Raw genomic sequence first — 26,062 nt, 5'->3', positions numbered from 1 at the left:
GGCCGGGTCGGTTAGGGTCAGTGGGACCACGATCGGTACCGACCCTCCGAGGAGTTGCCGCATGTCCGTGGAGTCAGCAGGGGCCGTGCTGCCCAGCCGCCGGGGCCTGGGCGAGGCCGAGGTGCTCGACCGGCGGGAGAGCGCGAGCGGCGAGGTGGTGCTGCGGCGGCGCGGGGCGCACTGCGAGGTCATCGTGAACGGCTGCTTCCTGATGGACACCGTCGACGGCCGCTCCGAACGGCTGCTGGTGCGGGCCGCGTCGGACGCGCTCGCGGCGGTGGAGCGCCCCAGCGTGCTGATCGGCGGCCTGGGCGTCGGCTTCTCGCTGGCGCACGCCGCCGCCGAACCGCGCTGGTCGCGGATCGCGGTGGCCGAGCGGGAGGCGGCGATCATCGACTGGCACCGCACCGGCCCGCTCGGCGCGTTCTCCGCCGGGGCGCTGGACGACCCCCGGGTGGAGGTGCTGCACACCGACCTGGTGGCGTACCTGGCGGGGGCGGGCGAGCGCTACGACGCGCTCTGCCTCGACATCGACAACGGGCCGGACTGGACGGTCGGCGCCGAGAACGACCGGCTGTACGGGCCGGCCGGGCTGGCGCACGCCGCCGCCCGGCTCAACCCCGGCGGCGTGCTGGCGGTGTGGAGCGCCCAGCCGTCCGCCGCCTTCGAACGGGCGCTGCGGGCGGCCGGGTTCACCGACGTCCGCACCGAGGAGATCCCGGTCGAGCGCGGCGTGCCGGACGTCGTCCACCTGGCACGCCGCGCCTGAACTACGGCGTCACTTCAGGCCGTTGGCGAGCGCCGTCATCAACTCGCCGTTGGCGGTGTCCCCGTCGAAGGACCAGATCATCGCCCCGGCGAGGCCCTGGTCCTTGATCCAGTTGGCCTTCCGGGTGATCTCGGTGGGGTCGTCGTAGGTGTAGAGCACGGTGCCGTTGTAGAGGTACGCGTGGCCGGCCACCGCGTCCCGGTAGAGGGTGTAACCGCCGCCCGCCAGCTTCTCCTTGAGCTTGTGGTAGTCCTCGAAGCCGTTCTCGTAGCTGCCCGGCGCGGGGCCGGTCGCGGTCTGGAACAGCCCGTTGGTGGTGCCGCGCGGGACGCCCGTCCAGCCGCGGCCGTAGAACGGCACGCCCAGGGTCAGCTTGGACTTCGGGGCGCCGCCGTCGACGTACGCGTTGACGGCGATCTCCGAGCTGAACCGCCGGTCCGGGGTGGACGGGTCGCCCGCGGCGACCTTCAGCGCGGACTGCTGGTTGGTGGTCGTCTCCCAGGCGCCGTGGTAGTCGTAGCCCTGGACGGTGGCGAAGTCGAACGCCCCGAACAGGCCCGGGATGTCGATGCCCGCGGAGATCTTCGCCGGGTCGGCGGGCAGGAAGGCGCTCAGCGTGTAGTGCTTGCCGGTGGTGGCGCCGAGGGCGTCCAGCTGGCGGCGGAACTCCTGGGCCAGCAGGGTGTAGTTGGCCTTGTCGGCCGGGCGGATCACGTTGCCGAGGTGGCCCTCCGAGTTCGGCCACTCCCAGTCCAGGTCGATGCCGTCGAAGATGCCCGCCGCCGAACCGGCGCCGCCGCGGCCGTCGATCACCGGCAGGTTGCCCTTGATGTACAGGTCGATGCAGGAGGAGACCAGCGCCTTGCGGGAGGCGTCGGTGGCCGCCGCGTCGGAGAACCACTTGCTGTAGGACCAACCGCCCAGCGAGATCTGCACCTTGAGGTTCGGGTACTTGGCCTTCAGCTGCTTGAGCTGGTTGAAGTTGCCCGCGAGCTTCTGGTCCCAGGTGTCGGTCGTCCCCGCCACCGAGGTGCCCGCGTCCCAGCCGCGCCCGAAGTCGGCCCAGGCGTCGCCCGCGCCGTCGCCCGCGTTCGGGTCGGAGTCATTGCCCGCCGCCTTGTTGGTGAGGAAGCACTGCTTGGTGGAGGGGTGGATGTTGGCGAACGCGTAGTTCAGGTAGTCCAGCTTCGCGGCGCTGCCCGAGGTGTCCAGCTTCTTCACGCTGTAGCCGCGCGCGTACACCGACCACTGGGTGAAGTAGCCGATGGTCAGGCCGGTCCGCGGGTTGACCTTGCCGGTGCGCAGGGTCACCGGGTTGGAGGCCGGGGAGGTGTTGCCCGCCGCGTCCCTGGCCTTCACGGTGAAGGTGTACGGGGTGTCCGGGGACAGGCCGGAGACCGTCGCCGAGGTGGCGGGGGCGGCGACCGTCAGGGCCGGGGCCCCGCCGTTGTACACGTCGTACGCCGTCACCCCGACGTTGTCGGTCGCCGCGCCCCAGGCCAGGCCGATCGTGCCGGCGCCCGCCGAGGTGCCCACCGGGGTGCCCGGGGCGGTCGGGGCCTCGGTGTCCGGCGGCGGCGGGGTGATGGTCACCGTCGCCGGGGCGGAGGCCGCCGAGCGGTTGGCCGAGGTGTCGAACGCGACCACGGTGAACGCGTGCCGGCCGTCCGCCAGGCCGGTGAGCGTCACCGCCGTGCCGTCGCCCGTCACCGTGGACACCTTGGCGGCGCCCTCGTACACGTCGTACCCGGCGACCCGCACGTTGTCGGTGGAGGCCGTCCAGGACACCGTCGCCCGGCCCGCGCCGGACTGCGTCGCGACCACGTTCGTCGGCACCGACGGCGCCTGGGTGTCGGCGCCGCCGCCGTCGCACGGCCGGCCGTTCAGCTTGCAGTTCTTCAGCTCCGCGAACGGGCCCGAGTAGGCCACGTTGAAACCGAAGTCGTACGAGGCGCCGGGTGCGATCTGCGGCTGCCAGCTCGGGTTCTTCACGGTGACGTGGGAGGCCGCGGCGGTGTACGTGGCGTTCCACAGCGAGCCGAGGGTGTTGTTCGCCGGGAGGTCGAACTCCAGCGTCCAGCCGTTGATCGCAGCACTGCCGGCGTTGGTGATGGTGTAGCCGCCGCCGTAACCCGAGCCCCAGTCCTGGTCCTTGTGGAAGACCGCGGTGGGCTCGGCCGCGTGCGCGCTCTGGGCCGGGAGGGAGACGGCCAGCAGCGGGGCGAGCAGGCTGCCGACGGTGAGGAGGGGGAGGCGGTACCGACGTCTGCGCATGTGGGGCTCCTGTGTCCGGGAGCGGCGCCGCGGGGCGAGGCGCGCGGCGGGCTCCACTGCCTGTGGGGGAGGAGTTGTGCGTGTGCAGGTGCGGATCGCAGGCCGCGGCCCGGCGGGCCGGTGGGCGCGCGGGCAGCGGACTCCTTGGCCGTCGGGGAGCCCTGGAGGTCCTGTGTCATTGGAGGGTAGGGAGCAGGTAATGGAATGGCAATAGGTCTGGACCGCGCGCGGGTTTCCGCGATGAGGAGGGAATTCGCCGCACCGGCGGCCCGTTCGACGGGTGCCGGATCGCGGGGGAGAGGTGGGGGTGATGTGTGCGACATGCGTTCCCATCCGCCCGGCGGTGCGGCATGATCATTGGCATGCTCGAACATCAGATCGAACTGCTGGCCCAGCTCCTGGAGGAGTTCGGCGCCCTGCGGTTCCCCCCGGACTGGTACGACCGGGAACCCCAAGGCGAGTCCCTGGCCACCACGCTCGCCGGCTGCACCGTCGCCACCCTCGACGGCCCGCTCGACGCCCGCCACCGCGAACACCTGCGCCGGCGCCGGGCCCTGCTCGCCGAACTGCTGCCGGCCGTCGCCGCCGACACCTACGCCACCGGGTACTTCGTCGCGCTCTACCGGATGGCCGTCCTCGCGGAGGAGGTCGACGACCGCCGGGCGCAGGTGGCCTGACGGGTCGTTCCGGCGGGTCGTTCCGGGCAGCGTCAGAACAACAGGGTCAGAACAGGGTGTCCTGGCCGGGAACGGGGGCGCGGGCTCGCGCAGGACGGCGTGCAGCCGCTCCGACCCGCCCCGCCAGGTGGGCGGCGTACGTGCACCAGCCCTCGACCAGGTCGGAGTCGGGGCCGAGGGCCCGGGCGACCACTCTGGCCGCGAGCGGACGCAGTTCGACGAGCGACGGCAGCGGCTGCTGGGGACCGTAGCCGCTGGTGACCGGCTCGCCGCCCGGGCACTGCGCGGCCACCAGCGCGGCGGCGGCGACGGTGGGCAGGCCGACGGAGTGGTCCAGGCCGTCCGGGGCGCGCAGGGCGCGGGTCGGCGCGGTGCGGACCAGGGCGGCGCGCCGCTCCGGGGTGGCCTCGTCCAGGCCGTCCGCGAAGTCGGCGGCGACGTCGTTGTCGAAGGGGCCGGTGGCCCAGGTGCCCACGGTGTCGGCCCTCCTGCGGTGGGTGGTGCGGTGACCTTCGCAGGAGGCGCCGACAGGAGGTGTCGACAGGGCGCTCGGACGGCCCGGTCAGCCGAAGGGGCTGGCGGCGGGCGGCGGCGGCGGAGCCTGGGGCTGCGCCGGGGCGGTGGGGGTGCTGGTCTGGGCGAAGGGGTTGAAGTCCGGCGGGGGGACCTTGACCAGGCGGCCCTTGGTGGGGTCGGCCTCTTCGGTCTCCTCGGCGGGCGCGGTGGTGGCGGCGCTGGGGGCCGGGGGTGCGAAGGGGTTGAAGTCCGGCGGCGGGACCTTCACCAGCCGGCCCTTGGTCGGGTCGGCCTCCTCCGGCTCGGCGGCCGGGACGACCGGCGGGGCGCTCGGACGCGGCGGGATCGCCGGGGCCGGGGCGCTCGCGGACGGGCCGGTCACGGTGCCGAACGGGTCGACCGGTTCGGAGGAGAGCGTCGTTCCGAACGGGTCGGCGGCGGCCGGGCGGGGCGCGGCGACCGGGGCGGGTGCCGGGGCCGGAGCGGCCGGGACGGCAGCGAGGGTGGGGGTACTGGTCTGGGCGAAGGGGTTGAAGTCCGGCGGCGGGACCTTGACCAGGCGGCCCTTGGTGGGGTCGGCCTCTTCGGTCTCCTCGGCGGGCGCGGTGGTGGCGCTGGGGGCCGGGGGTGCGAAGGGGTTGAAGTCCGGCGGCGGGACCTTCACCAGGCGGCCCTTGGTCGGGTCGGCCTGCTCGGGCTCGGCGGCCGGTTCCGGGGCCGGGGCGGCGGCGGGGGCCGGGCCACCGAACGGGTCCCGCGCACCGAACGGGTCGCTGCCGGCGAACGGGTCGGCGGCGGGCGCGGCCTGCGCCTGCACCGGGGCCGCGGGGGCGCTGGTCTGGGCGAATGGGTTGAAGTCCGGCGGCGGGACCTTGACCAGCCGGCCCTTCGGCTCCTCGTCCTCGACCTGCGGGGCCGCCGCGACGGGCTGCGGGGCGGGCTCGTGAACGGGCGCGGACGCGAGGACGGGTGCGGGCTCCGGGGTGGGCTCCGGCTCCGGGACGAAGGCGGGCGCGGGCTGCGGGGCGGGCGCGGGCGCGGCGAAGGAGTCCGTGGAGGCCAGCACCGGGGAGGCGGTCGCCTGCGCGGGCAGGTCGCCGGGGGCCGGGGTGGCGAAGGGGTTGAAGTCGGAGGGCGGCACCCGCACCGCCGTCCCCGACGGGCTCTCCGGCGGTTCGGACGCCGCGACCGGCACCTGCACCGGCGGGGCGGCCGGAGGAGCGGTCGGCGGCGCGGCGGGCGCGGGGGCGGTCGCCGCCGGGGCCTGCGCGGGCACCGGCACGGACTGCGCCGGGAGGGTCCGGCCCACCGGCACCGGCGCCGGGGCCACCGCGACGCCGTCCCAGGCGAGTTGGACGGTGCGCAGCAGGTCCGCGAACACCTCGGTGTAGACGTCCCAGCTCTCGGCGTCCGAGGTGGCCAGCTGGACGGTCAGCACGGTGGCTCCGTCCGGCATCGGCACGAAGGCCTCGGCCACGGTGCTCACCACGCGGCCGGTCGGGTTCTCGTCCCGCAGCTCCTTCAGCGCCGGGACGGTCCGGGTCTCCACCAGCAGCGCCGCCGGGCCGGCCGGCAGCAGCACCGTCCACACCTCGGCGTACGGGCGCTCGGTGGACAGCTCCACCGCCAGCTCCTGGATCGGCTGCGAGCACTGGACGGTCGAGACCACCAGCGTCATCCGCGTGCGGCGCCCGTTCACCACCAGCGCGCCGACGCCCGCGTAGGCGATGTCCGCCGCGGCGAACTGCTCGGCGAGCAGCGCGGCCACCACCGCGAAGTCGTTGCGCTCGGCCGGGGAACCGCCCGAGAACACCTCCTCGGCGGTCTCCGCCAGGTGCGCGGACAGCGCGTTGCCCGAGCCGCGGACGGTCAGGGTGTGGAACGCGGGCGGCACCACCAGGCGCGCCTCCACGCCGGAGCCGGTCGACAGCTCCTCGGGCGCGACGATCGCCCGCGGCTCGGCGAGCGCGGCGAGGGCCGGGGTGAACCCGGCCACGTCCTCGCCCTCCAGCCCGGTCGGCTCGACGGACAGGCGCAGCGCGGTGGCTGACGGCAGGTCGGCCAGGCCGAGCGCGGACGCGCCGTAACGCTGCGCCAGCACCGGAACGGCCTCGCGGCCGGCGGCGGCGTTCGGGCGCCGGAGGTTGGACACCTCGACGACGGTGCCGAGCTTCGGCACGGCGAGCAGGCCGGGGCCGATCTGGCTGATCCGCAGGCCGAACAGCGCCTTGGCGGCGGGGTGTTCGGAGCCGCGGAAGGCGGTGAGCGCCTCGGCCTGGTAGTGGGTGGCGCGGCTGCCGAGAAGTGCGGCGCACGCCGCGTCCAGCGTGGCCGTGATCCGGTCTGCGGCGGCGAAGCCGTCCTGCGTCATTCGCCGAGCCCCCTCGTTCTCGGGTGTGGACAGTTCAGCCACTTTGTATCAGACCCGGGTGGCGGTGGTCGGCGGGTCGGGTGGGGGTGTGCGGGTGCGGGTGGGGCGCGGTGGGTCGGGTGAGGACGGATCGGCGAGGTGGGTGGGTCAGGGGCGGGGTGCGGGTGGCGGTGGTTGGTGGGGCGGGGGTCAGGGGGTAGGCGGGGTGGCGAGTCTGAGGAGGGAGTCGGCCAGGGTGGGGGAGGCGAGGGCGGTGGCGAGGTCGCGGACGAGTCGGGCGGTGGGGCCGTCGGGGCGTTCGGCGGCGAAGAACTCGCCGAGGAGGGAGGCGAGTTCGGGCTCGCGGGCGGCGGCGACGGTGAGGGCGGCGACGAGTTCCTGGACCAGGTGGAGCTGTAGCGTCTCGACCGGGACGGGCTTGTCGGCGAGCCAGTCCAGCGAGCTGATCTCGGCGTTGGCGATCCAGGCCCGGACGGTGCGGCGCAGGGTGGGGCCGGGGTCGGGGACGCCGAGGTGCCGCAGGATCTGCTCCTGCGCGGCCAGCCGGACCTGGTCGATGACGGCGCCCGCGTCGGGGCCGGCGACGACCGAGCCGCCGCGCAGCAGCGCGGTGAAGCCCGCCGCGTGGGACTGCACGAAGTCGAGGTAGCGGCCCATGACGCGGTACAGGCGTTCGGACAGCGCCCCCTCGCCGGGTTCCTCGAAGCGCCCGGCCAGCTCTCGCCCGGCCCGGCGCAGCGCCTCCTCGTACAGGGCCTGCTTGCCGGGGAAGTAGTGGTACACCAGCGGGCGGGAGGCGCCCGCGGCGGCGGCGATGTCGTCGATCGAGACGTCCTCGGGCGCGCGGTCCGAGAACAGCTGGAGCGCCACCGCGATCAGCTGTTCGCGGCGCTCGTCGACGCTCAGCCGCCGCCGGGGCGCACGGGTGGCGGAGTGCTGTTCCTCCGCGCGGGGGGCCGCGGACGGCGTACGGGAAGCCATGCGGCCCACCCTAGGGCCTCCGGCGTCGATCAGCCGGTGCTGCGCCGGGCCAGGTAGCGGCGGTAGGCCTCGCGGCCGTCGGGGACGAACTCCCAGGTGTCGAGGCGTTCGGCGAGCTGCTCCTCGGTGAGCCAGTCGTACCAGGCGACCTCCGACTCCTGCGGCTGCACCGGGCCGTCCCAGTCGGCCTCGTGGACGTCGGACCACCAGCTGTGGCGGTCGCCGTCGGTGTACAGGAAGCGGAACAGCGGGCGGGTGCGGATGCCGCTGACGCCCAGCTCCTCCTCGGCCTCCCGGACGGCGGCCTCGGGGTAGCCCTCGCCGGCGCCGACCACGCCGCCGACGAAGCAGTCGTGCGCGCCGGGGGCGAACGCCTTGGTGTCGGTGCGGCGGTGGGTGAAGATCCGGCCCTGCGGGTCGCGGACCAGGACGAAGACGCAGCGGTGGATCAGGCCGTCGCGGTAGACCTCGGAGCGGGGCGCGGTGCGCAGCACCCGGTCCTGCTCGTCGACCACGTCGAGGATCTCGTCGAGGTTGGTTGCGGGGTTCTCCATGTCGGCCATTGTGGCGGGCGGCGGCCGGGCGGCGCGGCGTCGGGGCGCTGCCGGGGCGCTGTCACCCGAAAGAGTTGGTATACGCAGGGATCGGCCCGGGAATGACCAGGCCGGACCGTCAGGAGCCCTCCCGAGGAGCAGAGTTGAAGAACCGCACCGTCGTCCTGTCCGTGGCCGCGGCCGCGCTGGCCGCGCTCGCCACCGCACTGCCCGCCGCCGCCGCGCCCGCCCCCGCCGCCAGGTCCGTCCGCTCGGGCCTGGACTGCACCACCTGGATCCACAACAACGACCCGCTGTACGGGGGCGTCGACTGCACCAACAACACCGGCGGCCCGATCACCTTCCACGCCGACATCGTCTGCGGCTGGGCGCCGGACGTCACGGGCAACTCGGTGACCGCCCGGCCGGGCCAGACCCAGGAGTCCTCCGGCCACTGCGCCATCTACTCCTCCGGCATCGGCCACATCGGGTGGACGGTGGAGTGACGCCCCGCAGTGCATAGGGTGGCGGGGTGGAGATCCAGCAGATCCAGGGGTTCGTGGCGGACGGGTTCGAGCCGGTCCGGGAGGCCTTCGCGGGCAACTTCCGGCAGTACGGGGAGCTCGGCGCCGCCTTCGCGTTGTACCTGGACGGCCGGAAGGTGGTCGACCTGTGGGGCGGGGACGCCCGGCCGGAGGTCGGGGCCAGACCGGCCCCGGCGGTCGGCTGGCAGGAGGGGACGGCGCAGGTGCTGCGCTCCGTCACCAAGGGGCTGACCGCCGCCGCCGCCCTGCACCTCGCCCAGCGCGGGCTGCTCGACCTGGACGCGCCGGTCGCCGCGTACTGGCCGGAGTTCGCCCGGGCCGGGAAGGAGCGCGTCCCGGTGCGCTGGCTGCTCTCGCACCAGGCCGGGCTGCCCGCGCTGGACGTGCCGCTGCGGATCGAGGACGTGCTGGCCTGGGAGCCGGCCGCCGCGGCCGTCGCCGCCCAGGCCCCCGCCTGGGAGCCCGGCACCGCGCACGGGTACCACCCGCTGACCTTCGGCTGGCTGGTCGGCGAGGTGGTCCGGCGGGCCGGGGGCCGCAGCGTGGGGCGGTACTTCGCGGAGGAGGTCGCCGCCCCGCTCGGCCTGGACCTGTGGATCGGCCTGCCCGCCGCCGCGGCCGACCGGGTCGGCCGGCTGGTCGACCTGCCCGCGCCGGAGGCCGCCAGGCTCGGCCCGGGCGGGATGCGGATGCGCCCCAAGCAGTCCGTGCTGGACGCCTACCGGGACCCGCGCTCGCTGACCGCCCGCTCGTTCGGCTCGGTGCGCAGCAGCGTGGACCTGAACGACCCCGCGGTGCAGGCCGTCGAGGTGCCCGGCGCGGGCGGGATCGGCACCGCCCGCTCGCTGGCCCGGTTCTACGCCGCGCTGATCGGCGCCGCCGACCGGGCCGACGCGCCCGGGCAGCGGCTGCCCGCGCTGTTCGAGCGGGAGACCCTGGCCGAGGCGGCCGGCCCCTCGGTGCAGGGGCCGGACCGGGTGCTGATCGTGAACACCGCCTTCGGGCAGGGCTTCTTCCGGCACGGCGGCACCTCGCCGATGGCCTCCCCGGCGAGCTTCGGCCACCCCGGCCGGGGCGGCTCGCTCGGCTTCGCCGACCCGGAGCTGGGCATCGGCTTCGGCTACGTCACCAACGGCATGCAGCCGGGCGTCACCGGGGACGTCCGCTCCCGGGCGCTGATCGCCGCCGTCCGGCAGTGCCTGGCGGCGTGCGGCTGAACCGGGGAACGGCTGAACCGGCGCGCGGCCGGGTGGCGGGACGGGCGGCGGGGCGTCAGGCCTGGCCGGTCTCGAACCGGCTGACCCGGCCCTCCGGGGTGACGGTGAAGCGCCAGGCGGTGCGCATCTCGCCCCAGGTGTCGTTGCGGTAGTCGGCGACCAGGGCGCGGCCGCCGGACTTCTCGGTCTGCACCTCGATGTGCCCGTGCGAGGAGAAGATCTCCCGGTCGACCCAGTCCGCCAGGTCGCGCTCGGAGCCGTCGTCGGACATCGTGGCGTCCTCGGTGAGGGTGGCGAAGAAGGCCTCCCGGTCGCCGGAGTTCACGGCGCCGATCAGGCGGCGGACGGCCGGGTCGGAGAGCTTGTCGACGGCGATGGTCATGACGCTTGGCTCCTCGGTGCGTGGATCGGTACCGGGCCGGTACCCGTCCGGACGGACGTGCTTCGACGGGACCACGCGCGGCCGCGGGCCGCCAGCCGCCATGGGCCACCCGGAGCCCGGCCGGGGGGCGGAGGGCAGCCGTTCGGACCACCGCCCCGGTCCGGCCGTCACCAGAGCTGGTCCCACCACCAGGCGATCTCGGGGTAGGGCGGCGGGGTGAGCCGGCCGTCGGCGGGCCGTTCGGCGCGCACGGCCGGGGGTAGTGCCCCGGGCGCCCGCTCGGTGTAGCGGGCGGAGGTGAAGCCCCACTCCAGGTTGCCGCTCACCAGGTTGGACAACTGCTTGATGTAGCGCTGCAGTTCGGCCCCGGCGCGGCGGGAGGTGCGGTCCGCGAGGCGGAGGAACAGGCACATGGTGCGGTCGTGCAGGGCGGCCGCCTCCAGCAGCGCCTGCTCCTGCCCGCAGCCCAGGTGCCGCTGGAGGGCGTCCACGATGTTGCTCTCCAGCGCGCCGTGGTGGTCCTCGCGGCGGAAGGAGTAGACGTCGGCCGAGACCAGCACCAGGAACTTGGCGGCCTCGGTGAGCGCGTGCACCCGGGGCGAGTCGAGCTGGGACTGCGGGATGGCGGTGCGCTCGCAGACCTCGATGATCTCGATGCAGGAGCGGCTGCCGCGGTCCAGCGGGCCGATCGTCAGGTACTCGGAGAGCGTCATCGGCCGGCGCTCGGAGCGGTAGGCGACCACGGCGGCGGCGCCGATGAAGGACTCCAACTGGCTGTCCGCCCAGCGCTTCACGGAGAGCGCGGGGGCCCAGGTGCGGGCCCGGCCGAACACGTCGCGGACGGAGGCGACGTAGAGGTCGTCCTCGTTCGGGTGCGAGTTCGCCGAATTGATAACAGCGAGTAGCGTGGCTGCTATGGTGAGTACGCGGGAGGGGTCCCGGCTGAGCCGTCCGGTGTCCCACTCGTCGTCCAGGGTGAGCATGCTGCACAGCCACTGCGAGACCAGTTCCAGGCCCGTGGTGCCCTCGGCGTCCCGGGCGATCCGGCAGACGAACTCGTGCGCGCCGATGGCCAGCAGGCGGCTGCGCCGCTCGGCGTCGGCGGTGAAGCCCATGGTGTCGAGCCAGAGTTCGGTGCTCTTGCCGACGGCCTCGTGCGCCGGGTGCAAGCTGGACGGGATGGGGCAGAAGAGCGGGGGTATAGCAGCCAACGTGTCTCCAGAGCAGCCTGTACCGGTGCAGCGCGGACCCGTGGGGTGCGGACCCGGCCGATGGCCTTCCCCCGCGAAGATCAATCACACCCTCGTGGCCTGAAAGTTATCCGATCGGATCGTCAGATGCCATGACTGGTAAGGCATTTGCCCCGGGCAATGGTCCCTAACCCTGCCCCGGGCGCCCCTGCCTGGGCGAACGCCGCCCGTACGGCCGACGGCGGCGCTAAGGTCGGGAACGGAGTGCCGGACGGTGAGGCGGAGGGGACGGACGTGGCCGAAGAGCAGAACGGGCCGCAGGAGAAGACGGCCGACGCGGGGCCGGTCGGGCCGCAGCTGTGGGAACGCGATCACGAGATGCGCTCCATCGAGCAGGCGGTGGAGAAGCTGTGCCGGGAGTTCGCCGCGGGCGGCCTGAAGATCGGCGAACTGCTGCTCTTCTCGGGCATGCCGGGCATCGGCAAGACCACCATGCTGGAGCAGGCCCGCCGGATCGCCGGAGCCCGCGAGGGCTGCACGATGCTGTTCGCCCGGGGCAGCGAGCGCGAGCGCAAGGAGCCGTTCCGCGTGCTGCGGCAGCTGCTCATGCCGGTGCTCGGCGGCCTGGGCGAGGACGAGCGCAAGGAGGTGTTCGGCAGCTGGTACAACATCGTCGCGCCGGCCATCGGCCTGGCCCCGCCGTCCGGTGAGATCGAGCGGATCGACCCGCAGGGCATCCACGACGGCCTGGACTTCGTCATCACCCAACTGGCGCCCCGCCGGGCCCCGTTGGTGGTGATCGTCGACGACCTGCACGCCGTCGACCAGGAGTCGCTGAGCTGGCTGGCCTCCTTCGCGGTGCGCGCCCGCGAGCTGCCCGTGCTGCTGGTCTTCGCCTTCCGGCACGAGTTCGAGGAGGAGGCCCTCCCGTTCGCCCGGCAGATCAAGGAGCGAGCCGCCCACAAGCACGAGCTGATGCAGCTCAACCCGGTGTCGGTGGCCGCCATCGTGCACGACGAGTTCGCCGAGGCCGACGACGCGTTCTGCCGCCAGGTCTGGGCGGTCACCGCCGGCACCCCGTTCGACACCCTGGCGCTGGTGCGCGAGGTCCGCGACCAGAACCTCGAACCGATCGAGGAGAACACGCCCCGGCTGCGCGACCTGGCCGCGGCCGCCCGCGGGCAGGGCCGCGACTACTGGCTGGAGAAGCTCGGCGTCACGGTCATCCGGTTCGCCTGGGCCGCGGCCCTGCTCGGCACCGAGATCAAGGAGGAGGTGGCCGCCGCGATCTGCGGCCAGAGCCCCACCCAGGCCGCCGAGTCGATCCGGGTGCTGCGCCGGATGCGCGTGCTCACCGGCCAGCCCGACGGCCGGCTGGAGTTCGTCCACCCGCTGATCGCCACCTCGATCTACCAGTCGATCCCGCCCAGCACCCGCACCGGCATGCACGGCCAGGCCGCCACGGTGATCGAGAACGCGGGCGGCTCGCTGCTGGCCGCCTCCCGCCACCTGCTGGAGACCCACCCCGGCGAGGGCGACGACGCGATGGTGCGCAAGCTGCGCCGGGCCGCCGCCGAGAACCTGGCCATCGGCGCCCCCGAAGCCGCCCGCCGCTGTCTGGAGCGCGCCCTCAACGAGCCGCCGGACGAGGAGGACCAGGCCGAGGTGCTGTTCGAGCTGGCCTGCGCCAGCCTGCTCACCGACCCCGAGGCCACCGCCAACCAGCTGCGCCGCGCCATCGACATGGACCCCGGGCTCAGCCCCGACCTGCGGGTCGAGGCGGTCTTCCGGCTCTCCGAGGTGGTGGCCCACAGCGGCGACCTGGGCGGGGCCGCCGCGCTCTGCCTGGACGAGTCCGAGCGCGCCGCCGAGGGCCCCGGCCGGCTCCGGCTGCTGGTCGCCCACCTGCTGTACACCGCGTTGCAGCGGGAGGAGAAGGACGGCCCCGAACGCGCCGAGCGGGTCCGCCGGCTGGTCGCCGAGGTCGACCCGGACAGCGAGGCGGCCCGGCCGGTCCGCGCCCTGTACGCCTGGGACCTCACGCTCCGCGGCCGCGGCAACGCCGAAGCGCTGCGGGCCGCCGAGGACGCCCTGGTGGACGGCCGGCTGCCGCGCAGCCTCGGCTGGACCAACACCACCTGGAACTTCGAACTGCCCGCCCTGCTCGGCCTGTGCTTCGCCTACAACGACGAACTCGCCCGCGCCGAGAAGCTGTTCAGCTCCGCCATCCTGGAGTTCGAGATCGCCGGGTGGAGCGGCGCCCACCGCGGCTTCGCCTACTTCCTGATGGGCTACGCCCGGCTGCGCCGCGGCTTCCTCCCGGAGGCGGAGGACTTCCTGCGCCGCGGCCTGCGGATCGCCGACCGGATGGGCACCGGCCTCCCGCTGACCTGGAACCTGGTGGGCGTACTGATCGACACCCTGCTCGCCCGCGGCCGCACCCAGGAGGCCTGGGAGATCGCGGTCAAGTACCGCTTCCAGCCGCCCTACCACCAGACCGCGCTGGTGCTCCCCGACGTGGCCACCACCTACGGCAAGCTGCTGATCTCGCGCGGCGAGCACCGGGCGGCCGTCGAGGTGCTGCGCGAGATCGGCGACCGGCTGGACCGGCGCGGCTGGCGCTCCGCCGTGCACGCCCCGTGGGCCGGCCACCTGGCCGTCGCCACGGCGGCGCACGACCCGGCGGCCGCCCGGGAGATCGCCGAGGACGCGGTCGAGCGGGCCAAGGAGTCCGGCGTCCCGTCGGCGATCGGCACCGCGCTGCGGCTGGCCGCCGCGGTCCGGGAGGGCGCGCAGGCCGTCCGGCTGCTCCAGGACGCGGTCGGCTGGCTGGGCCGCTCCCCGGCCGGCTACGAGCACGCGCACGCCCTGGTCGACCTGGGCGCCGCGCTGGCGCAGGCCGGACGCAGCCTGGAGGCGGCGGAACACCTGTACCAGGGGCTGGAGCTGGCCAAGCACTGCGGCGCCGACGGGTTGGAGGCGCGGGCCCGCGAGGTGCTCGCCGCGGCCGGGCTTCAGCCCAGCCGCCCGGCCGCGCCCGCCAAGGACACCCTCAGCCCGCACGAGCTCGCGGTCGCCCGGCTCGCCGCGCGCTCGCTGCCGCCGCAGCGGATCGCCGAGGAGCTGAAGCTCCCGCTGGGCATCGTCAAGCAGCGGCTGGCCTCCGTCCACCGCAAGCTCGGCACCGGCCCCGGGGGACTCGCGGACGCGCTCGGATTGCCCACCGACGGCCCCGGGCAGGCTGACTGACGGACCGGTCGATCCTGTCGGCGCGCGGGGCGGGTCGCCGGTCCGCGCGCCGGGTCGGGCTACGCTGACCGGGCAGGATGATCACGAACCGAGGAGCAGCCCCATGACCGCGCCGGCCGAGCCCACCGAGGTGCACCGGGCACCGTACGACCACTCCGGCGCCGGGATGGGGCTGGAACGCTGGACGCTGCGGGCCGGCCCGGTCGAGGCGACGGTGATCACCCTGGGGGCCGCGCTGCACACCCTCACCGCCCCGGACCGCTCCGGCGCCCCGGCCCAGCTGCTGCTCACCAGCGCGGACGTGGGCACCCTGCTCGGCCCGGCCAAGCACTACGGGGTCACCGTCGGCCGGTACGCCAACCGGATCGCCGACAGCCGGATCACCCTCGACGGCGAGGACCACCCGCTGCTGCCCACCGGCCACGGCGTCACCCTGCACGGCGGCCCGGACTCCTTCTCGCACCGGGTGTGGGACGCCGAGGAGATCCCCGACGGGGTGCGGATGCACCTGCACTCGCCGGACGGCGACCAGGGCTTCCCGGGCGCGCTGGACGTCTGGGTCGACTTCACCCTCACCGGCCGCGACCTGGCCATCTCCTACCGGGCGGTGACCAACAAGCCGACGGTGCTCAACCTGACCAACCACGCCTACTTCAACCTGGCCGGCGAGGGCCGCGGCGACGTGCTGGGCCACCTGCTGACCCTCGACGCGGACGCGTACACCCCGGTCGACGAGCGGCAGATCCCGTACGGCCCGTACGAGCCGGTGGCGGGCACCCCGTTCGACTTCACCACCGCCCGGCCGCTCGGCGAGGGCATCGCCGAGGGGCACCCGCAGCTGAAACTTTCCCGCGGCTACGACCACAACTGGGTGCTGCGCGAGCGCCCCGCGGACGGGCCGCCGGTGCGCGCGGCGCTGCTGGCGGACCCGGACAGCGGGCGGACGCTGGAGGTGCTGACCACCGAGCCCGGCATCCAGGTCTACACCGCGAACGGCTTCGACGGCGCGGTCACCGGCCCGTCCGGCACGGCCTACGGCCCGTACGCGGGGGTGGCGCTGGAGACCCAGCACCACCCGGACTCGCCGCACCAGCCGTCGTACCCGTCGACCGAGCTGCGGCCGGGGCAGGAGTTCCGCTCCACCACCGTGCTGCGGGTGGGCACCGCCGACTGACCGCCGGACGTCCGGCGAAGGGCCCCCGGGAGCGCTGCTCCCGGGGGCCCTTCCGCATGTCGGGGCCCGGTGACTGCAAGGAGTTTCCGCAAGGCGACGGATGGTCAAGGCGCGCGATGGCAACTCTAAGGACACGTGGACGTAACGATCCCCGTCATCTTGCAGAAACTTGCTGCAAGACCTTTCAGCAACGTTCGCCGCGCTGTTACGTTCCTGCTCAAGCCCGGCGGCCGCAACGGCGCAGTCGGCTTCGGACAGCCATTATGCGCCGTCCTCCTCCATCTCGGGCACCCCCACCTTTCATAGGAGTTTCCATGCGGCGTGGCATCGCGGCCTCCGCTCTCGTTGCGGCTCTGGCGGTCTCCATGGCGGCCTGCAGCAGCAGCGGCTCCGGCTCGGACGCCAAGGGCGACGGCGGACCGGTCACCATCACCTACTGGGACACCTCGAACGCCACCAACGAGGCCCCCAACTACCAGGAGCTGGTCAAGAAGTTCGAGGCCGCGAACCCGAACGTCAAGGTCAACTTCGTCAACGTGCCGTTCGACACGGCGCAGAACAAGTTGCAGACCGCGATGGGCGCCAAGGGCGCGCCGGACGTCTTCCGCGCCGAGGTCGGCTGGACCTCCGCCTTCGCCAAGGCCGGCTACCTGGAGCCGCTGGACGGCACCCCCGCGCTGGCCGACGCCTCCGTCTTCCAGCCCTCGCTGATCAAGCAGGCCACGTACTCGGGCAAGGTCTACGGCGTCCCGCTGGTCACCGACACCCTCGCCCTGATGTACAACAAGGACCTGTTCGCCAAGGCCGGCATCACCGCCGCCCCCACCACCTGGGACGAGCTCAAGGCCGACGCCGCGCAGCTCAAGGAGAAGGCGGGCGTCGACGGCTTCTGGCTGAAGGCCGGTGACGGCTACTACGCCATGCCGTTCCTGTACGGCGAGGGCACCAACATGGTGGACGCCGCGGGCAAGAAGATCACCGTCAACTCGGCCGAGGCCGTCAAGGCCGTCGACACCTACAAGTCGATGTTCACCTCGCCCGGCACCGCCAAGGCCGACGTCACCACCGACGCCTACGCGCACATGATGGACGCCTTCAACAACGGCAAGGTCGCGGCGATCATCCAGGGCCCCTGGGAGGTCACCAACATCTACAAGGGCACCGCGTTCGCCGACAAGAAGAACCTCGGCATCGCCGCCGTCCCGAACGGCTCCACCGGCAAGGGCGGCGCCCCCACCGGCGGCCACAACGTCTCCGTCTACGCCGGCTCCGACGCCGCCCACAAGGCCGCCGCCGAGAAGCTCGCCGCGTTCCTGACCTCCGCCGAGAGCCAGACCTTCCTCGCGCTGAAGAACGGCACCCTGCCCACCCGGACCGACGCCTACACCGACGAGGTCAAGGCCAACCCCGGCATCGCGGACTTCCAGGCGATCCTGACCTCCGCCCAGCCGCGCCCCGAACTGCCCGAGTACGCCTCGCTGTTCGGCTCCTTCGGCACCAACCTCGGCAAGATCGTCCAGGACCAGTCGGACACCAAGGCCGGTCTCGACGCCACCGCGACCGACTACGCGAAGCTCCTCCCGGACTTCACCAAGTAAGCCGACCGGCCGCCCGGCCCACACCTGACGGTGGGCCGGGCCGGCCCGTCATCCCCCCAGCAGTCGCCGAGGCAGGCGGCGGACCTCCCGGAGAAGGTGTCTTTCCATGGCAGTTGCGGTCGCACAGCGCATCAGGCTGTCGTACTCGAAGTACTGGTACGCGTACGCTATGATCGCGCCGGTCGTGATCGTCCTCGGCGTGCTGGTCGGCTACCCGCTGGTGCGCGGCATCTACCTGACCCTGACCAACGCCACCAGCCTCAACGTCGGCCGGCAGATCGGCGTCAACCACATCCCCGACAGCTTCGACTTCATCGGGCTGGACAACTACGCGGACGTGCTGTGGGGGCCGACCGCGTACGACCGGTTCTGGTCGCACTTCATCTGGACCGTCGCCTGGACCGCGATCTGCGTCGTCCTGCATTACGGCATCGGCCTGGGCCTGGCGCTGCTGCTCAACCGGAAGATGCGCGGCCGCGGCCTGTACCGGCTGGTGCTGATCCTGCCCTGGGCGGTGCCGACCTTCGTCACCGTCTTCTCCTGGCGCCTGATGCTCGCCGACGGCGGCGCCGTCAACGGACTGCTCTCCTTCCTGCACCTGCCCGAACCCGCCTGGCTGTCCGACCCGCTGGCGCAGAAGGCCGCCGCGATCCTGGTCAACACCTGGGTCGGCGTGCCGTTCATGATGATCTCGCTGCTCGGCGGACTCCAGTCGATCCCGCAGGAGCTCTACGAGGCCGCCGAGATGGACGGGGCCGGCCCCTGGCAGCGCTTCCGCCACGTCACCCTGCCCGGTCTGCGCACCGTCTCCTCGACCGTCGTGCTGCTCGGCGTGATCTGGACCTTCAACCAGTTCGCGGTCATCTTCCTGCTCTTCGGCTCCGGCGCCCCCGACGCGCAGATCCTGGTCACCTGGGCCTACCGCCTCGGCTTCGGCCAGCAGCCCTCCGACTACGCGCAGTCCGCGACCTACGGCATCCTGCTGCTGTCGATCCTGATCGTGTTCACCACCTTCTACCGCCGCTGGCTGGCCCGGAACGAGAAGGCCAACGGATGAGCAGCCGGACCACCCACCAGACCGAGGAACCCGACCAGGCAGGCAGCCCCATGACACTCACCGCCGACCGCCCCGCCGCCGAGACGGCCACCACCGAGCGCCCCGCCAAGGTCCGCCGGCGCGGCCGGTCCTCGCCGCTGGCCACCGTGCTCGCGCACGGCACGCTGATCGCCGCCAGCCTGGTCGCGCTGTTCCCGGTGCTGTACATCGCGTACATCTCGCTCGGGCCGGACGACAATGACTACCTGCACCCGGCGAAGATCTTCGACAAGATGACCTTCGCCAACTACACCAAGGTCATGAACGACACCGGGTTCTTCACCTGGTTCGGCAACTCGGCGATCGTGGCCGGCGGCACCACCGTGATCGGCGTGCTGATCGCCGCCTCCACCGGCTACGCGGTCTCCCGGATGCGCTTCCCCGGCTACCGGCAGCTGATGTGGACCCTGCTGGTCACCCAGATGTTCCCGATCGCGGTGCTGATCGTGCCGATGTACTACATCCTGTCGAACCTCGGGATGCTGGACAGCTACACCGGCCTGATCCTGGTCTACTCGGCCACCACCGTGCCGTACTGCGCCTGGCTGCTCAAGGGCTACTTCGACACCATCCCGATGGAGATCGACGAGGCCGGCCGGGTCGACGGGCTCTCCCCGATCGGCACCTTCTGGCGGCTGATCCTGCCGCTGGCCCGCCCGGGCCTGGCGGTGGCCGCGTTCTACTCCTTCCTCACCGCCTGGGGCGAGGTCGCCTACGCCTCGACCTTCATGCTCTCGTCCGACAAGTACACGCTGGCGGTCGGCCTGTCCTCGTTCGTCAGCGAGCACGACCACCAGTGGCAGCTGATGGCCGCCACCTCGGTGCTGATCGCGCTCCCGGCCGCGGTCGTCTTCTACCTGGTGCAGCGCCACCTGGTCACCGGTCTGACGGCCGGCGCCGCGAAGTCCTGAACGACCCGTCACCTCCCACGTCACTTCCACAGCCTCCAAGGGATGACCGTCCAATGACCCAGAACCTGGCCGACGCCTCCAGGCCCGCCGTTCCCGCCGCCGTTCCCGCCGCCCGGACGACTGCCGCGAACGACGCCGCCAGAGACGGCTGGTGGCGGGACGCGGTCATCTACCAGGTGTACCCGCGCAGCTTCGCCGACGGGAACGGCGACGGCATGGGCGACCTGCCCGGCATCCGGGCCCGCCTGCCCTACCTGCGCGACCTGGGCGTGGACGCCGTGTGGCTCTCGCCGTTCTACGCCTCCCCGCAGGCCGACGCCGGCTACGACGTGGCCGACTACCGGGCCGTCGACCCGATGTTCGGCACCCTGCTGGACGCCGACGCGCTGATCCGCGACGCCCACGACCTGGGCCTGCGGATCATCGTCGACCTCGTCCCCAACCACTCCTCCGACCGGCACGAGTGGTTCCAGCGCGCGCTGCGCGAGGGCCCCGGCTCCCCGCTGCGCGAGCGCTACCACTTCCGCCCCGGCAAGGGCGAGAACGGCGAACTGCCGCCCAACGACTGGGAGTCGATCTTCGGCGGCCCGGCCTGGACCCGCACCGCGAACCCCGACGGCACCCCCGGCGAGTGGTACCTGCACCTGTTCGCCCCCGAGCAGCCCGACTTCAACTGGGACAACCCGGCGGTCGCCGACGAGTTCCGCTCCATCCTGCGGTTCTGGCTCGACATGGGCGTCGACGGCTTCCGGATCGACGTCGCCCACGGCCTGGTCAAGGCCCCCGGCCTGCCCGACCTCGGCAGCCACGACCAGCTCAAGCTGCTCGGCAACGACGTCATGCCGTTCTTCGACCAGGACGGCGTGCACGCCATCTACCGCAGCTGGCGGCAGATCCTCGACGAGTACCCGGGCGCCCGGATCGGCGTCGCCGAGGCCTGGACCCCGACCGTCCAGCGCACCGCCAACTACGTCCGCCCCGACGAACTGCACCAGGCCTTCAACTTCCAGTACCTGGGCACCGGTTGGGACGCCGCCGCGCTGCGCGAGGTGATCGACGTCTCGCTCGACTCGATGCGCCCGGTCGGCGCCCCCACCACCTGGGTGCTCTCCAACCACGACGTCACCCGGCACGCCACCCGGTTCGCCAACCCGCCCGGCCTGGGCACCCAGATCCGCACCCCCGGCGACCGCGAACTGGGCCTGCGCCGGGCCCGCGCCGCCACCCTGCTGATGCTCGCGCTGCCCGGCTCCGCCTACATCTACCAGGGCGAGGAGCTCGGCCTGCCCGACGTCACCGACCTGCCCGACGAGGTCCGCCAGGACCCGTCGTTCTTCCGGCAGGCCGGCCAGGACGGCTACCGCGACGGCTGCCGCGTCCCGATCCCGTGGTCCGGCACCGAGGCCCCCTACGGCTTCGGCCCCGAAGGCGGCCCCAGCTGGCTGCCGCAGCCCGCCGAGTGGGCCCGGCTCTCGGTGGAGGTCCAGACCGGTGACCCGACCTCGACGCTGGAGCTGTACCGCTCCGCGATCGCCGTCCGCCGCGAGCAGCCCGCGCTCGGCGCCGGGTCCGACGTCGCGTGGCTGCCCGCCCCCGAGGGCGTGCTGGCCTTCCGGCGCGAGTCGTCCGAGGGGTCGTTCGTGTGCACCGTGAACGCCACCGGCGAAACCGTCCGGATTCCCGCTCCCGGCCGTATGCTGCTGTCCTCTACTGAGGCTGTCGTGACGGAGAACGGCGTCGAACTCCCGGCCGACAGCACCGCATGGTGGGCGGTCTGACGTGGTTGCAATAGGCTCTGGGATCGTGACTACGGCGCGACTCTCCGACATCGCGGCGCAGGCGGGGGTCAGCGAAGCCACCGTCAGCCGCGTACTCAACGGCAAGGCGGGCGTTTCCGCGACGACCAGGCAGACCGTGCTGGCCGCGCTCGACGTCCTCGGCTACGAGCGGCCCACCCGGCTGCGCCAGCGCAGTGCCGGGCTGATCGGCCTGATCACTCCGGAGCTCAGCAACCCCATCTTCCCGGCGCTCGCCCAGGTCATCGAACAGGTGCTCAGCCGGCACGGCTACACGCCGGTGCTGTGCACCCAGACCCCGGGCGGCTCCACCGAGGACGAACTCGTCGAGATGCTGGTGGAACGCGGCGTGGCGGGCATCGTGTTCGTCTCGGGCCTGCACGCCGACACCACCGCCGACCACGACCGGTACGCCAAGCTGATCGGTCGCCAGGTCCCGTTCGTGCTGATCAACGGCTACAGCGAGAAGATCGCCGCGCCGTTCATCTCCCCGGACGACCGGGCCGCGATGTGGATGGCCGTCCAGCACCTGGTCGAGCTCGGGCACGAGAAGATCGGCCTCGCGGTCGGCCAGAAGCGGTACGTGCCGGTGCTCCGCAAGATCGAGGGCTTCACGGCCGCCGTGCGGCAGCTCACCGGGCGCACCGAGGAGCAGGCCGACGAGCTGGTCCACCACACCCTGTTCAGCGTGGAGGGCGGCCACGCCGCCGCCCAGGCGCTGCTCGACAAGGGGTGCACGGCGATCGTCTGCGGCTCCGACATGATGGCGCTCGGCGCGATCCGGGCGGTGCGCCAGCGCGGGCTGACGGTGCCGCAGGACGTCTCGGTGGTCGGCTTCGACGACTCGCCGTTGATAGCGTTCACCGAGCCGCCGCTGACCACCGTCCGCCAGCCGGTCGAGGCGATGGCCACCGCCGCCGTCGACGCCCTGCTGGAGGAGGTCGGCGGAAACCCGGCGCAGCGCTCCGAGTTCATGTTCCAGCCCGAGCTGGTGATGCGCGGCTCCACCGGCTCCGGCCCGCGCAACGGCTGAGACCGCGGGGCGCGTCCTCGGCGCGGCCCCCGGGAGGACCTCCTCCCGGGGGCCGCGCCGTCCTCACGCGTAGAGCTGCTCGACGTCGCGCCGGTAGGCGGTGCCGACGGCCTGCCGGCGGATCTTCAGCGAGGGCGTCAGCAGGCCGCGCTCCTCGGTGAAGTCGCCCGCCACCACCCGCGCCCGGCGGATCGACTCGGCGCGCGAGACCGTCGAGTTGACGCTCCGCACCGCCTCGGCGAGCGCCGCCAGCACGGCGGGACGGACCGGGACGGCGCTGCCGATGCCGACCCCCTCCGGCAGCGGACCGGGCTCCGGCGGGCCCGAGGCGAGGAACAGCTCGACCGCCTCGGCGTCCAGGGTGAGCAGCGCGCCCACATACGGGCGGCCGTTGCCGACCACCAGCGCCTGGCTGATCAGCGGGTGGCCGCGCAGCCGGTCCTCCAGCGGGCCGGGGGAGACGTTCTTGCCGCCGGAGGTCACCAGGATCTCCTTCTTGCGGCCGGTGATGGTCAGGTAGCCGTCCTCGTCCAGCCGGCCCAGGTCGCCGGTGGCGAACCACTGCGGCCGTCGCGGCCGCGGCCGACCCAACTCGTGGTATCCGTCGAAGAGCTGACCACCGCTCAGGAACACTTCGCCGTCCTCGGCGATCCGCACCGCGCTGCCCGGCACCGGCTGCCCGACCGTGCCCGGGCGCGGCCGCAGCGGCGGGTTCACCGTGGACGGGCCGCTGCTCTCGGTCAGCCCGTAGCCCTCGTGCACCAGCACCCCCGCCCCCGCGAAGAACAGCAGCAGCTCCGGGTCGATCGAGGAGCCGCCGCTGATCGCGTACCGCACCCGGCCGCCCATCGCGGCCCGCACCCGCCGGTACACCAGCAGGTCGTACAGGCCGTGCGCCACCCGCAGCGAGAACGGCGCCGGCCGGCCCGCGCCCGCCCGCGCGTCCAGCTCGGCCCGGGCGTAGCGCACCGCGACCTCGGCCGCCCGGTCGAACACCTTCGCCGCGCCCTTCGCCTGCGCCTCGGCCCGGCCCAACTGGTGGATCTTCTCGAACAGGTAGGGCACGCCGACCAGGAAGGTCGCGCCGAAGGCCGCCAGGTCCGGCCGCAGGTCGGCCGGCTTCAGGGACGGGCTGTGGCCGATCCGGACCCGCCCGTACACGCAGGTCACCTGGATCATCCGGCCCAGCACGTGCGCCAGCGGCAGGAACAGCAGGGTGCACGGCCGCACCCCGGTCGCCTCCTCGAACACCGGCTCCAGCAGGGCGTGGCAGTTCGCCGCCTCGGTGAGGAAGTTGGCGTGGGTCAGCAGGCAGCCCTTGGGGCGGCCGGTGGTGCCCGAGGTGTAGATCAGCGTCGCCTCGTCGTCCGGGCCCAGGGCCGCGCGGCGGCGCTCCAGCTCCTCGGCGGGGACGGACGCGCCGAGACCGGTCAGGGCGCCGACCGCGTCCTCGTCCAGCCGCCACAGCGGCACCGTCCCGCCGGTGCGGGCGATCGCCACGGTCAGCACCTCGGCGGTCTGGGCGTCCTCCGCGAGCGCCAGCACCGCGCCGGAGTCCCGGACGATCCACTCCGCCTGCTCCACCGCGGCCGTCGGGTACACCGGCACCACGCAGGCGCCGGCCGCCCAGGCGGCGAAGTCCAGCAGCGTCCACTCGTACCTGGTCCGCGACATCAGCACGATGCGGGCGCCGGGGCGGACCCCGGCCGCGACCAGGCCGCGGGCCAGCCCCGCGACCTGCTCGGCGAACTGCCGGGCCGTCACGTCCAGCCACCCGCCGTCCGGCTGACGGCGGGTCACCACCACGGCGTCCGGGTCGGCCAGCGCGTTGCGGAACGGTAGCTCCGCGAGACTGCCCTCCGCGGGCGGCGGTACCAGGTACGGCGCCCGGGCCTCGACGACCTGCCCGGCGGCGCGGCGGACCTCGACGGGTGGGCGGTCGGTGCGGGCGGCACGGGTGAGGGGGTGTGCCATCAGCGAACTCCCTTGAGTGGGGTGGGGGTTCGCCCAGGGTAGGTACTCGCCGGTAAACTTACTAGACGGTAAGTTACTTGACAGTCGCGTAAGTTGCGGGCGAGGGGAGGCCGGGGTCCGGCCGGCGGATCGTCAGCCCTCTTCGGCCACCGGGGGGTTGGGGAGGAAGCGGTCGCCGTCGCGGGTGCCGCCGGTGCGGGCGATGGTGCGGCTGTCGGTGGCGAGGTAGTCGCGCAGGACCAGTTCCACCGCGTCCTGGGGGTTGGTGGTGCCCAGCCGCAGCATCGCCTCCAGGGCCAGGTCCGCGTCCAGCGTGATCGTCAGTTTCGCCATGGTGCCGCTCCCCGGTCGTCGAGCCTTCTCCGGCCGAGGATAGGCCGCTGCCCCCGGGGCCGACCAGGGTCCCCGGGGGCAGCGGTGTGCCGTTCGCCGATCAGACGCGGCCCGCGAAGTCGGGGGCCCAGTTGGCGATGGTCTCGGTGCGGACGCCGGCGCTCGGGTTCGCCGCCTCGACGTACTTGCCGTCGCCGACGTACAGGGCGACGTGGTAGACGCCCGAGTTGGAGCCGTTGCTGGACCAGAACAGCAGGTCGCCCGGCTGCAGGCTGTCCAGCGAGACGCGGGTCGAGTAGTCGGCCTGGTCGGCGGCGACGCGCGGCAGGCTGATGCCGGCCTGGCGGAACGCGGCCTGGGTCAGGCCCGAGCAGTCCCAGCCGCCGTTGCCGGTGCCGCCGTAGACGTACGCCTGGCCGACCTTGGAGAGCGCGAAGTCGATCGCCGCGGCCTTCGAACCGGTCGCCTTGGTGGCGGTGGTGGTGGTCGAGGCGGTCGAGGTGGTGGCCGTGGCGGCCTTGCTCGCGGTGGTGGTGCTCGTGGTCGACGCGGTGCCGGTCGAGGGCTTCGCGGCGGAGCGGCTGCTCTTCCAGGACGAGCCCTTGTACGAGGACGAGGACGAGGACGACGAGGACGACGACTTGGTGGCCGGCGCGGACTTCTGCGCGGTCGTGGTGCCGCCCAGCGAGAGCTGCTGACCGGGGTAGATCATGTCCGGGCCCTCGGTGAGGACCGAGCGGTTCAGGTCGTACAGCTTCTGCCAGCCGCCGTCGACGTGCTGGCTCTGCGCGATGGCGGACAGCCAGTCGCCCGCCGCGACGGTGTAGGTGCCGGCGGACTGCTCGGTGGCGGCCGGGGTGCTCTGCTGGGCCTGCGGCTGGGCCTGGGCCTGGCTCCGGGACTGCTGGGACTTGCCCTGCGACCAGGAGTGCTGCGACTGGCTCTTGCCGGTGGACTGCCCGGAGCCCTGCGAGGAGTCCTGCGCGGAGCCCTGCGCGGCGGAGGAGGAACCGTTCGAGGAGGAACCGTTCGAGCCAGAGCCGTTCGAGCCGGAGGTGTCGACCTGGGGGGCGGCGCCGCCCTTGGTCAGACCGGCCTGGATGGAGCACACCGGCCAGGCGCCGGGGCCCTGGGAGGCCAGCACCTTCTCGGCGACGGCGATCTGCTGGTCCTTGGTGGCCAGGTCGGCGCGCGAGGCGTACGCGGTGCCGCCGAACTCGGCCCAGGTGGAGGAGGTGAACTGCAGACCACCGTAGAAACCGTTGCCGGTGTTGATGGACCAGTTGCCGCTGGACTCGCACTGGGCGACCTTGTCCCAGGTGGCGACGGTCGCGGCGGAGGCGGTGCCGGTGGTCAGGCAGGGGATGGTGAGCCCGATGCCGACGACACCGGTGGTGGCGATCAGGCGGCGGGCGCGCTTGGCGCTGATGGGCAGCATGAAGA

The 26,062-nt window shown here is 73.4% G+C and carries 21 protein-coding genes; 11 read left to right on the top strand and 10 right to left on the bottom strand.

Going from position 1 to position 26,062, the window contains the following annotated elements; genetic code table 11:
• Positions 1-61 precede the first annotated feature (61 nt).
• Positions 62-769, top strand: coding sequence for a spermidine synthase (locus tag HUT16_RS07405; protein ID WP_254897682.1), 708 nt, complete (start codon positions 62-64; stop codon positions 767-769).
• A gap of 9 nt (positions 770-778) precedes the next feature.
• Here HUT16_RS07405 and HUT16_RS07400 read toward each other — a convergent pair whose 3' ends face one another.
• Positions 779-3,043 (bottom strand): glycoside hydrolase family 18 chitinase, encoded by a 2,265-nt coding sequence (locus HUT16_RS07400; protein ID WP_176186629.1) that lies wholly within the window; start codon positions 3,041-3,043, stop codon positions 779-781.
• Between the two features lie 362 nt (positions 3,044-3,405).
• On the opposite strand from HUT16_RS07400, the gene HUT16_RS07395 reads away from it, so the two are divergent.
• Positions 3,406-3,720 carry a hypothetical protein gene (locus HUT16_RS07395; RefSeq protein WP_176186627.1) on the top strand — a complete coding sequence of 105 codons (315 nt, stop codon included), beginning with the start codon at positions 3,406-3,408 and terminating at the stop codon, positions 3,718-3,720.
• A 46-nt stretch (positions 3,721-3,766) separates the two neighbouring features.
• Here the strand turns inward: HUT16_RS07395 and HUT16_RS07390 are convergent, their stop codons facing one another.
• The 4 genes from HUT16_RS07390 to HUT16_RS07375 all read right to left on the bottom strand — a co-directional run bounded on the left by HUT16_RS07390 (position 3,767) and on the right by HUT16_RS07375 (position 8,151).
• Positions 3,767-4,195: a DUF4259 domain-containing protein gene (locus tag HUT16_RS07390; protein WP_176186625.1), complete on the bottom strand. Its 429-nt coding sequence runs from the start codon at positions 4,193-4,195 to the stop codon at positions 3,767-3,769.
• A gap of 87 nt (positions 4,196-4,282) precedes the next feature.
• Positions 4,283-6,607 (bottom strand): hypothetical protein, encoded by a 2,325-nt coding sequence (locus HUT16_RS39155; RefSeq protein ID WP_176186623.1) that lies wholly within the window; start codon positions 6,605-6,607, stop codon positions 4,283-4,285.
• A gap of 189 nt (positions 6,608-6,796) precedes the next feature.
• Complete coding sequence (locus tag HUT16_RS07380; RefSeq protein WP_176186621.1) at positions 6,797-7,588, bottom strand: TetR/AcrR family transcriptional regulator; 792 nt, start codon at positions 7,586-7,588, stop codon at positions 6,797-6,799.
• A 29-nt stretch (positions 7,589-7,617) separates the two neighbouring features.
• Positions 7,618-8,151: an NUDIX hydrolase gene (locus tag HUT16_RS07375; protein ID WP_176186620.1), complete on the bottom strand. Its 534-nt coding sequence runs from the start codon at positions 8,149-8,151 to the stop codon at positions 7,618-7,620.
• A gap of 134 nt (positions 8,152-8,285) precedes the next feature.
• On the opposite strand from HUT16_RS07375, the gene HUT16_RS07370 reads away from it, so the two are divergent.
• Both HUT16_RS07370 and HUT16_RS07365 read left to right on the top strand, forming a co-directional pair.
• Positions 8,286-8,627, top strand: a complete 342-nt coding sequence (locus tag HUT16_RS07370) for a hypothetical protein (protein WP_254897678.1) — start codon at positions 8,286-8,288, stop codon at positions 8,625-8,627.
• A 32-nt stretch (positions 8,628-8,659) separates the two neighbouring features.
• The gene (locus HUT16_RS07365) at positions 8,660-9,883 is read left to right on the top strand and encodes a serine hydrolase domain-containing protein (RefSeq protein WP_176192535.1); all 1,224 of its coding nucleotides are present in this window, start codon (positions 8,660-8,662) and stop codon (positions 9,881-9,883) included.
• 55 nt (positions 9,884-9,938) lie between these two features.
• On the opposite strand, the gene HUT16_RS07360 is transcribed toward HUT16_RS07365, so the two are convergent.
• Positions 9,939-10,265 carry a nuclear transport factor 2 family protein gene (locus HUT16_RS07360; RefSeq protein WP_176186619.1) on the bottom strand — a complete coding sequence of 109 codons (327 nt, stop codon included), beginning with the start codon at positions 10,263-10,265 and terminating at the stop codon, positions 9,939-9,941.
• Positions 10,266-10,432: 167 nt separating this feature from the next.
• Positions 10,433-11,434, bottom strand: coding sequence for a hypothetical protein (locus HUT16_RS07355; RefSeq protein ID WP_176186618.1), 1,002 nt, complete (start codon positions 11,432-11,434; stop codon positions 10,433-10,435).
• Between the two features lie 315 nt (positions 11,435-11,749).
• Between HUT16_RS07355 and HUT16_RS07350 the strand changes: the two genes are divergently transcribed.
• The 7 genes from HUT16_RS07350 to HUT16_RS07320 all read left to right on the top strand — a co-directional run bounded on the left by HUT16_RS07350 (position 11,750) and on the right by HUT16_RS07320 (position 22,312).
• Positions 11,750-14,704, top strand: a complete 2,955-nt coding sequence (locus tag HUT16_RS07350; protein WP_176186617.1) for an AAA family ATPase — start codon at positions 11,750-11,752, stop codon at positions 14,702-14,704.
• A gap of 103 nt (positions 14,705-14,807) precedes the next feature.
• Positions 14,808-15,878 carry an aldose epimerase family protein gene (locus tag HUT16_RS07345; protein WP_176186616.1) on the top strand — a complete coding sequence of 357 codons (1,071 nt, stop codon included), beginning with the start codon at positions 14,808-14,810 and terminating at the stop codon, positions 15,876-15,878.
• A 314-nt stretch (positions 15,879-16,192) separates the two neighbouring features.
• Positions 16,193-17,476, top strand: a complete 1,284-nt coding sequence (locus tag HUT16_RS07340; protein WP_176186614.1) for an extracellular solute-binding protein — start codon at positions 16,193-16,195, stop codon at positions 17,474-17,476.
• A 106-nt stretch (positions 17,477-17,582) separates the two neighbouring features.
• Positions 17,583-18,533 carry a carbohydrate ABC transporter permease gene (locus HUT16_RS07335; RefSeq protein ID WP_176186612.1) on the top strand — a complete coding sequence of 317 codons (951 nt, stop codon included), beginning with the start codon at positions 17,583-17,585 and terminating at the stop codon, positions 18,531-18,533.
• A 50-nt stretch (positions 18,534-18,583) separates the two neighbouring features.
• Positions 18,584-19,483: a sugar ABC transporter permease gene (locus tag HUT16_RS07330; RefSeq protein ID WP_176192534.1), complete on the top strand. Its 900-nt coding sequence runs from the start codon at positions 18,584-18,586 to the stop codon at positions 19,481-19,483.
• Between the two features lie 53 nt (positions 19,484-19,536).
• Positions 19,537-21,261 carry a glycoside hydrolase family 13 protein gene (locus HUT16_RS07325; protein ID WP_176186610.1) on the top strand — a complete coding sequence of 575 codons (1,725 nt, stop codon included), beginning with the start codon at positions 19,537-19,539 and terminating at the stop codon, positions 21,259-21,261.
• Positions 21,262-21,286: 25 nt separating this feature from the next.
• Positions 21,287-22,312, top strand: a complete 1,026-nt coding sequence (locus tag HUT16_RS07320) for a LacI family DNA-binding transcriptional regulator (RefSeq protein WP_176186608.1) — start codon at positions 21,287-21,289, stop codon at positions 22,310-22,312.
• 63 nt (positions 22,313-22,375) lie between these two features.
• Here the strand turns inward: HUT16_RS07320 and HUT16_RS07315 are convergent, their stop codons facing one another.
• The 3 genes from HUT16_RS07315 to HUT16_RS39150 all read right to left on the bottom strand — a co-directional run bounded on the left by HUT16_RS07315 (position 22,376) and on the right by HUT16_RS39150 (position 26,057).
• Positions 22,376-24,286, bottom strand: a complete 1,911-nt coding sequence (locus HUT16_RS07315; RefSeq protein WP_176186606.1) for a long-chain fatty acid--CoA ligase — start codon at positions 24,284-24,286, stop codon at positions 22,376-22,378.
• 132 nt (positions 24,287-24,418) lie between these two features.
• The gene (locus tag HUT16_RS07310; protein WP_176186604.1) at positions 24,419-24,619 is read right to left on the bottom strand and encodes a hypothetical protein; all 201 of its coding nucleotides are present in this window, start codon (positions 24,617-24,619) and stop codon (positions 24,419-24,421) included.
• A 100-nt stretch (positions 24,620-24,719) separates the two neighbouring features.
• Positions 24,720-26,057 (bottom strand): transglycosylase family protein, encoded by a 1,338-nt coding sequence (locus HUT16_RS39150; RefSeq protein ID WP_176186602.1) that lies wholly within the window; start codon positions 26,055-26,057, stop codon positions 24,720-24,722.
• Positions 26,058-26,062 lie beyond the last annotated feature (5 nt).

This window comes from Kitasatospora sp. NA04385 (assembly GCF_013364235.1).
In the GTDB taxonomy this organism is placed as follows: Bacteria; Actinomycetota; Actinomycetes; order Streptomycetales; family Streptomycetaceae; genus Kitasatospora.
This window is presented reverse-complemented; position numbering and strand designations above follow the sequence as displayed.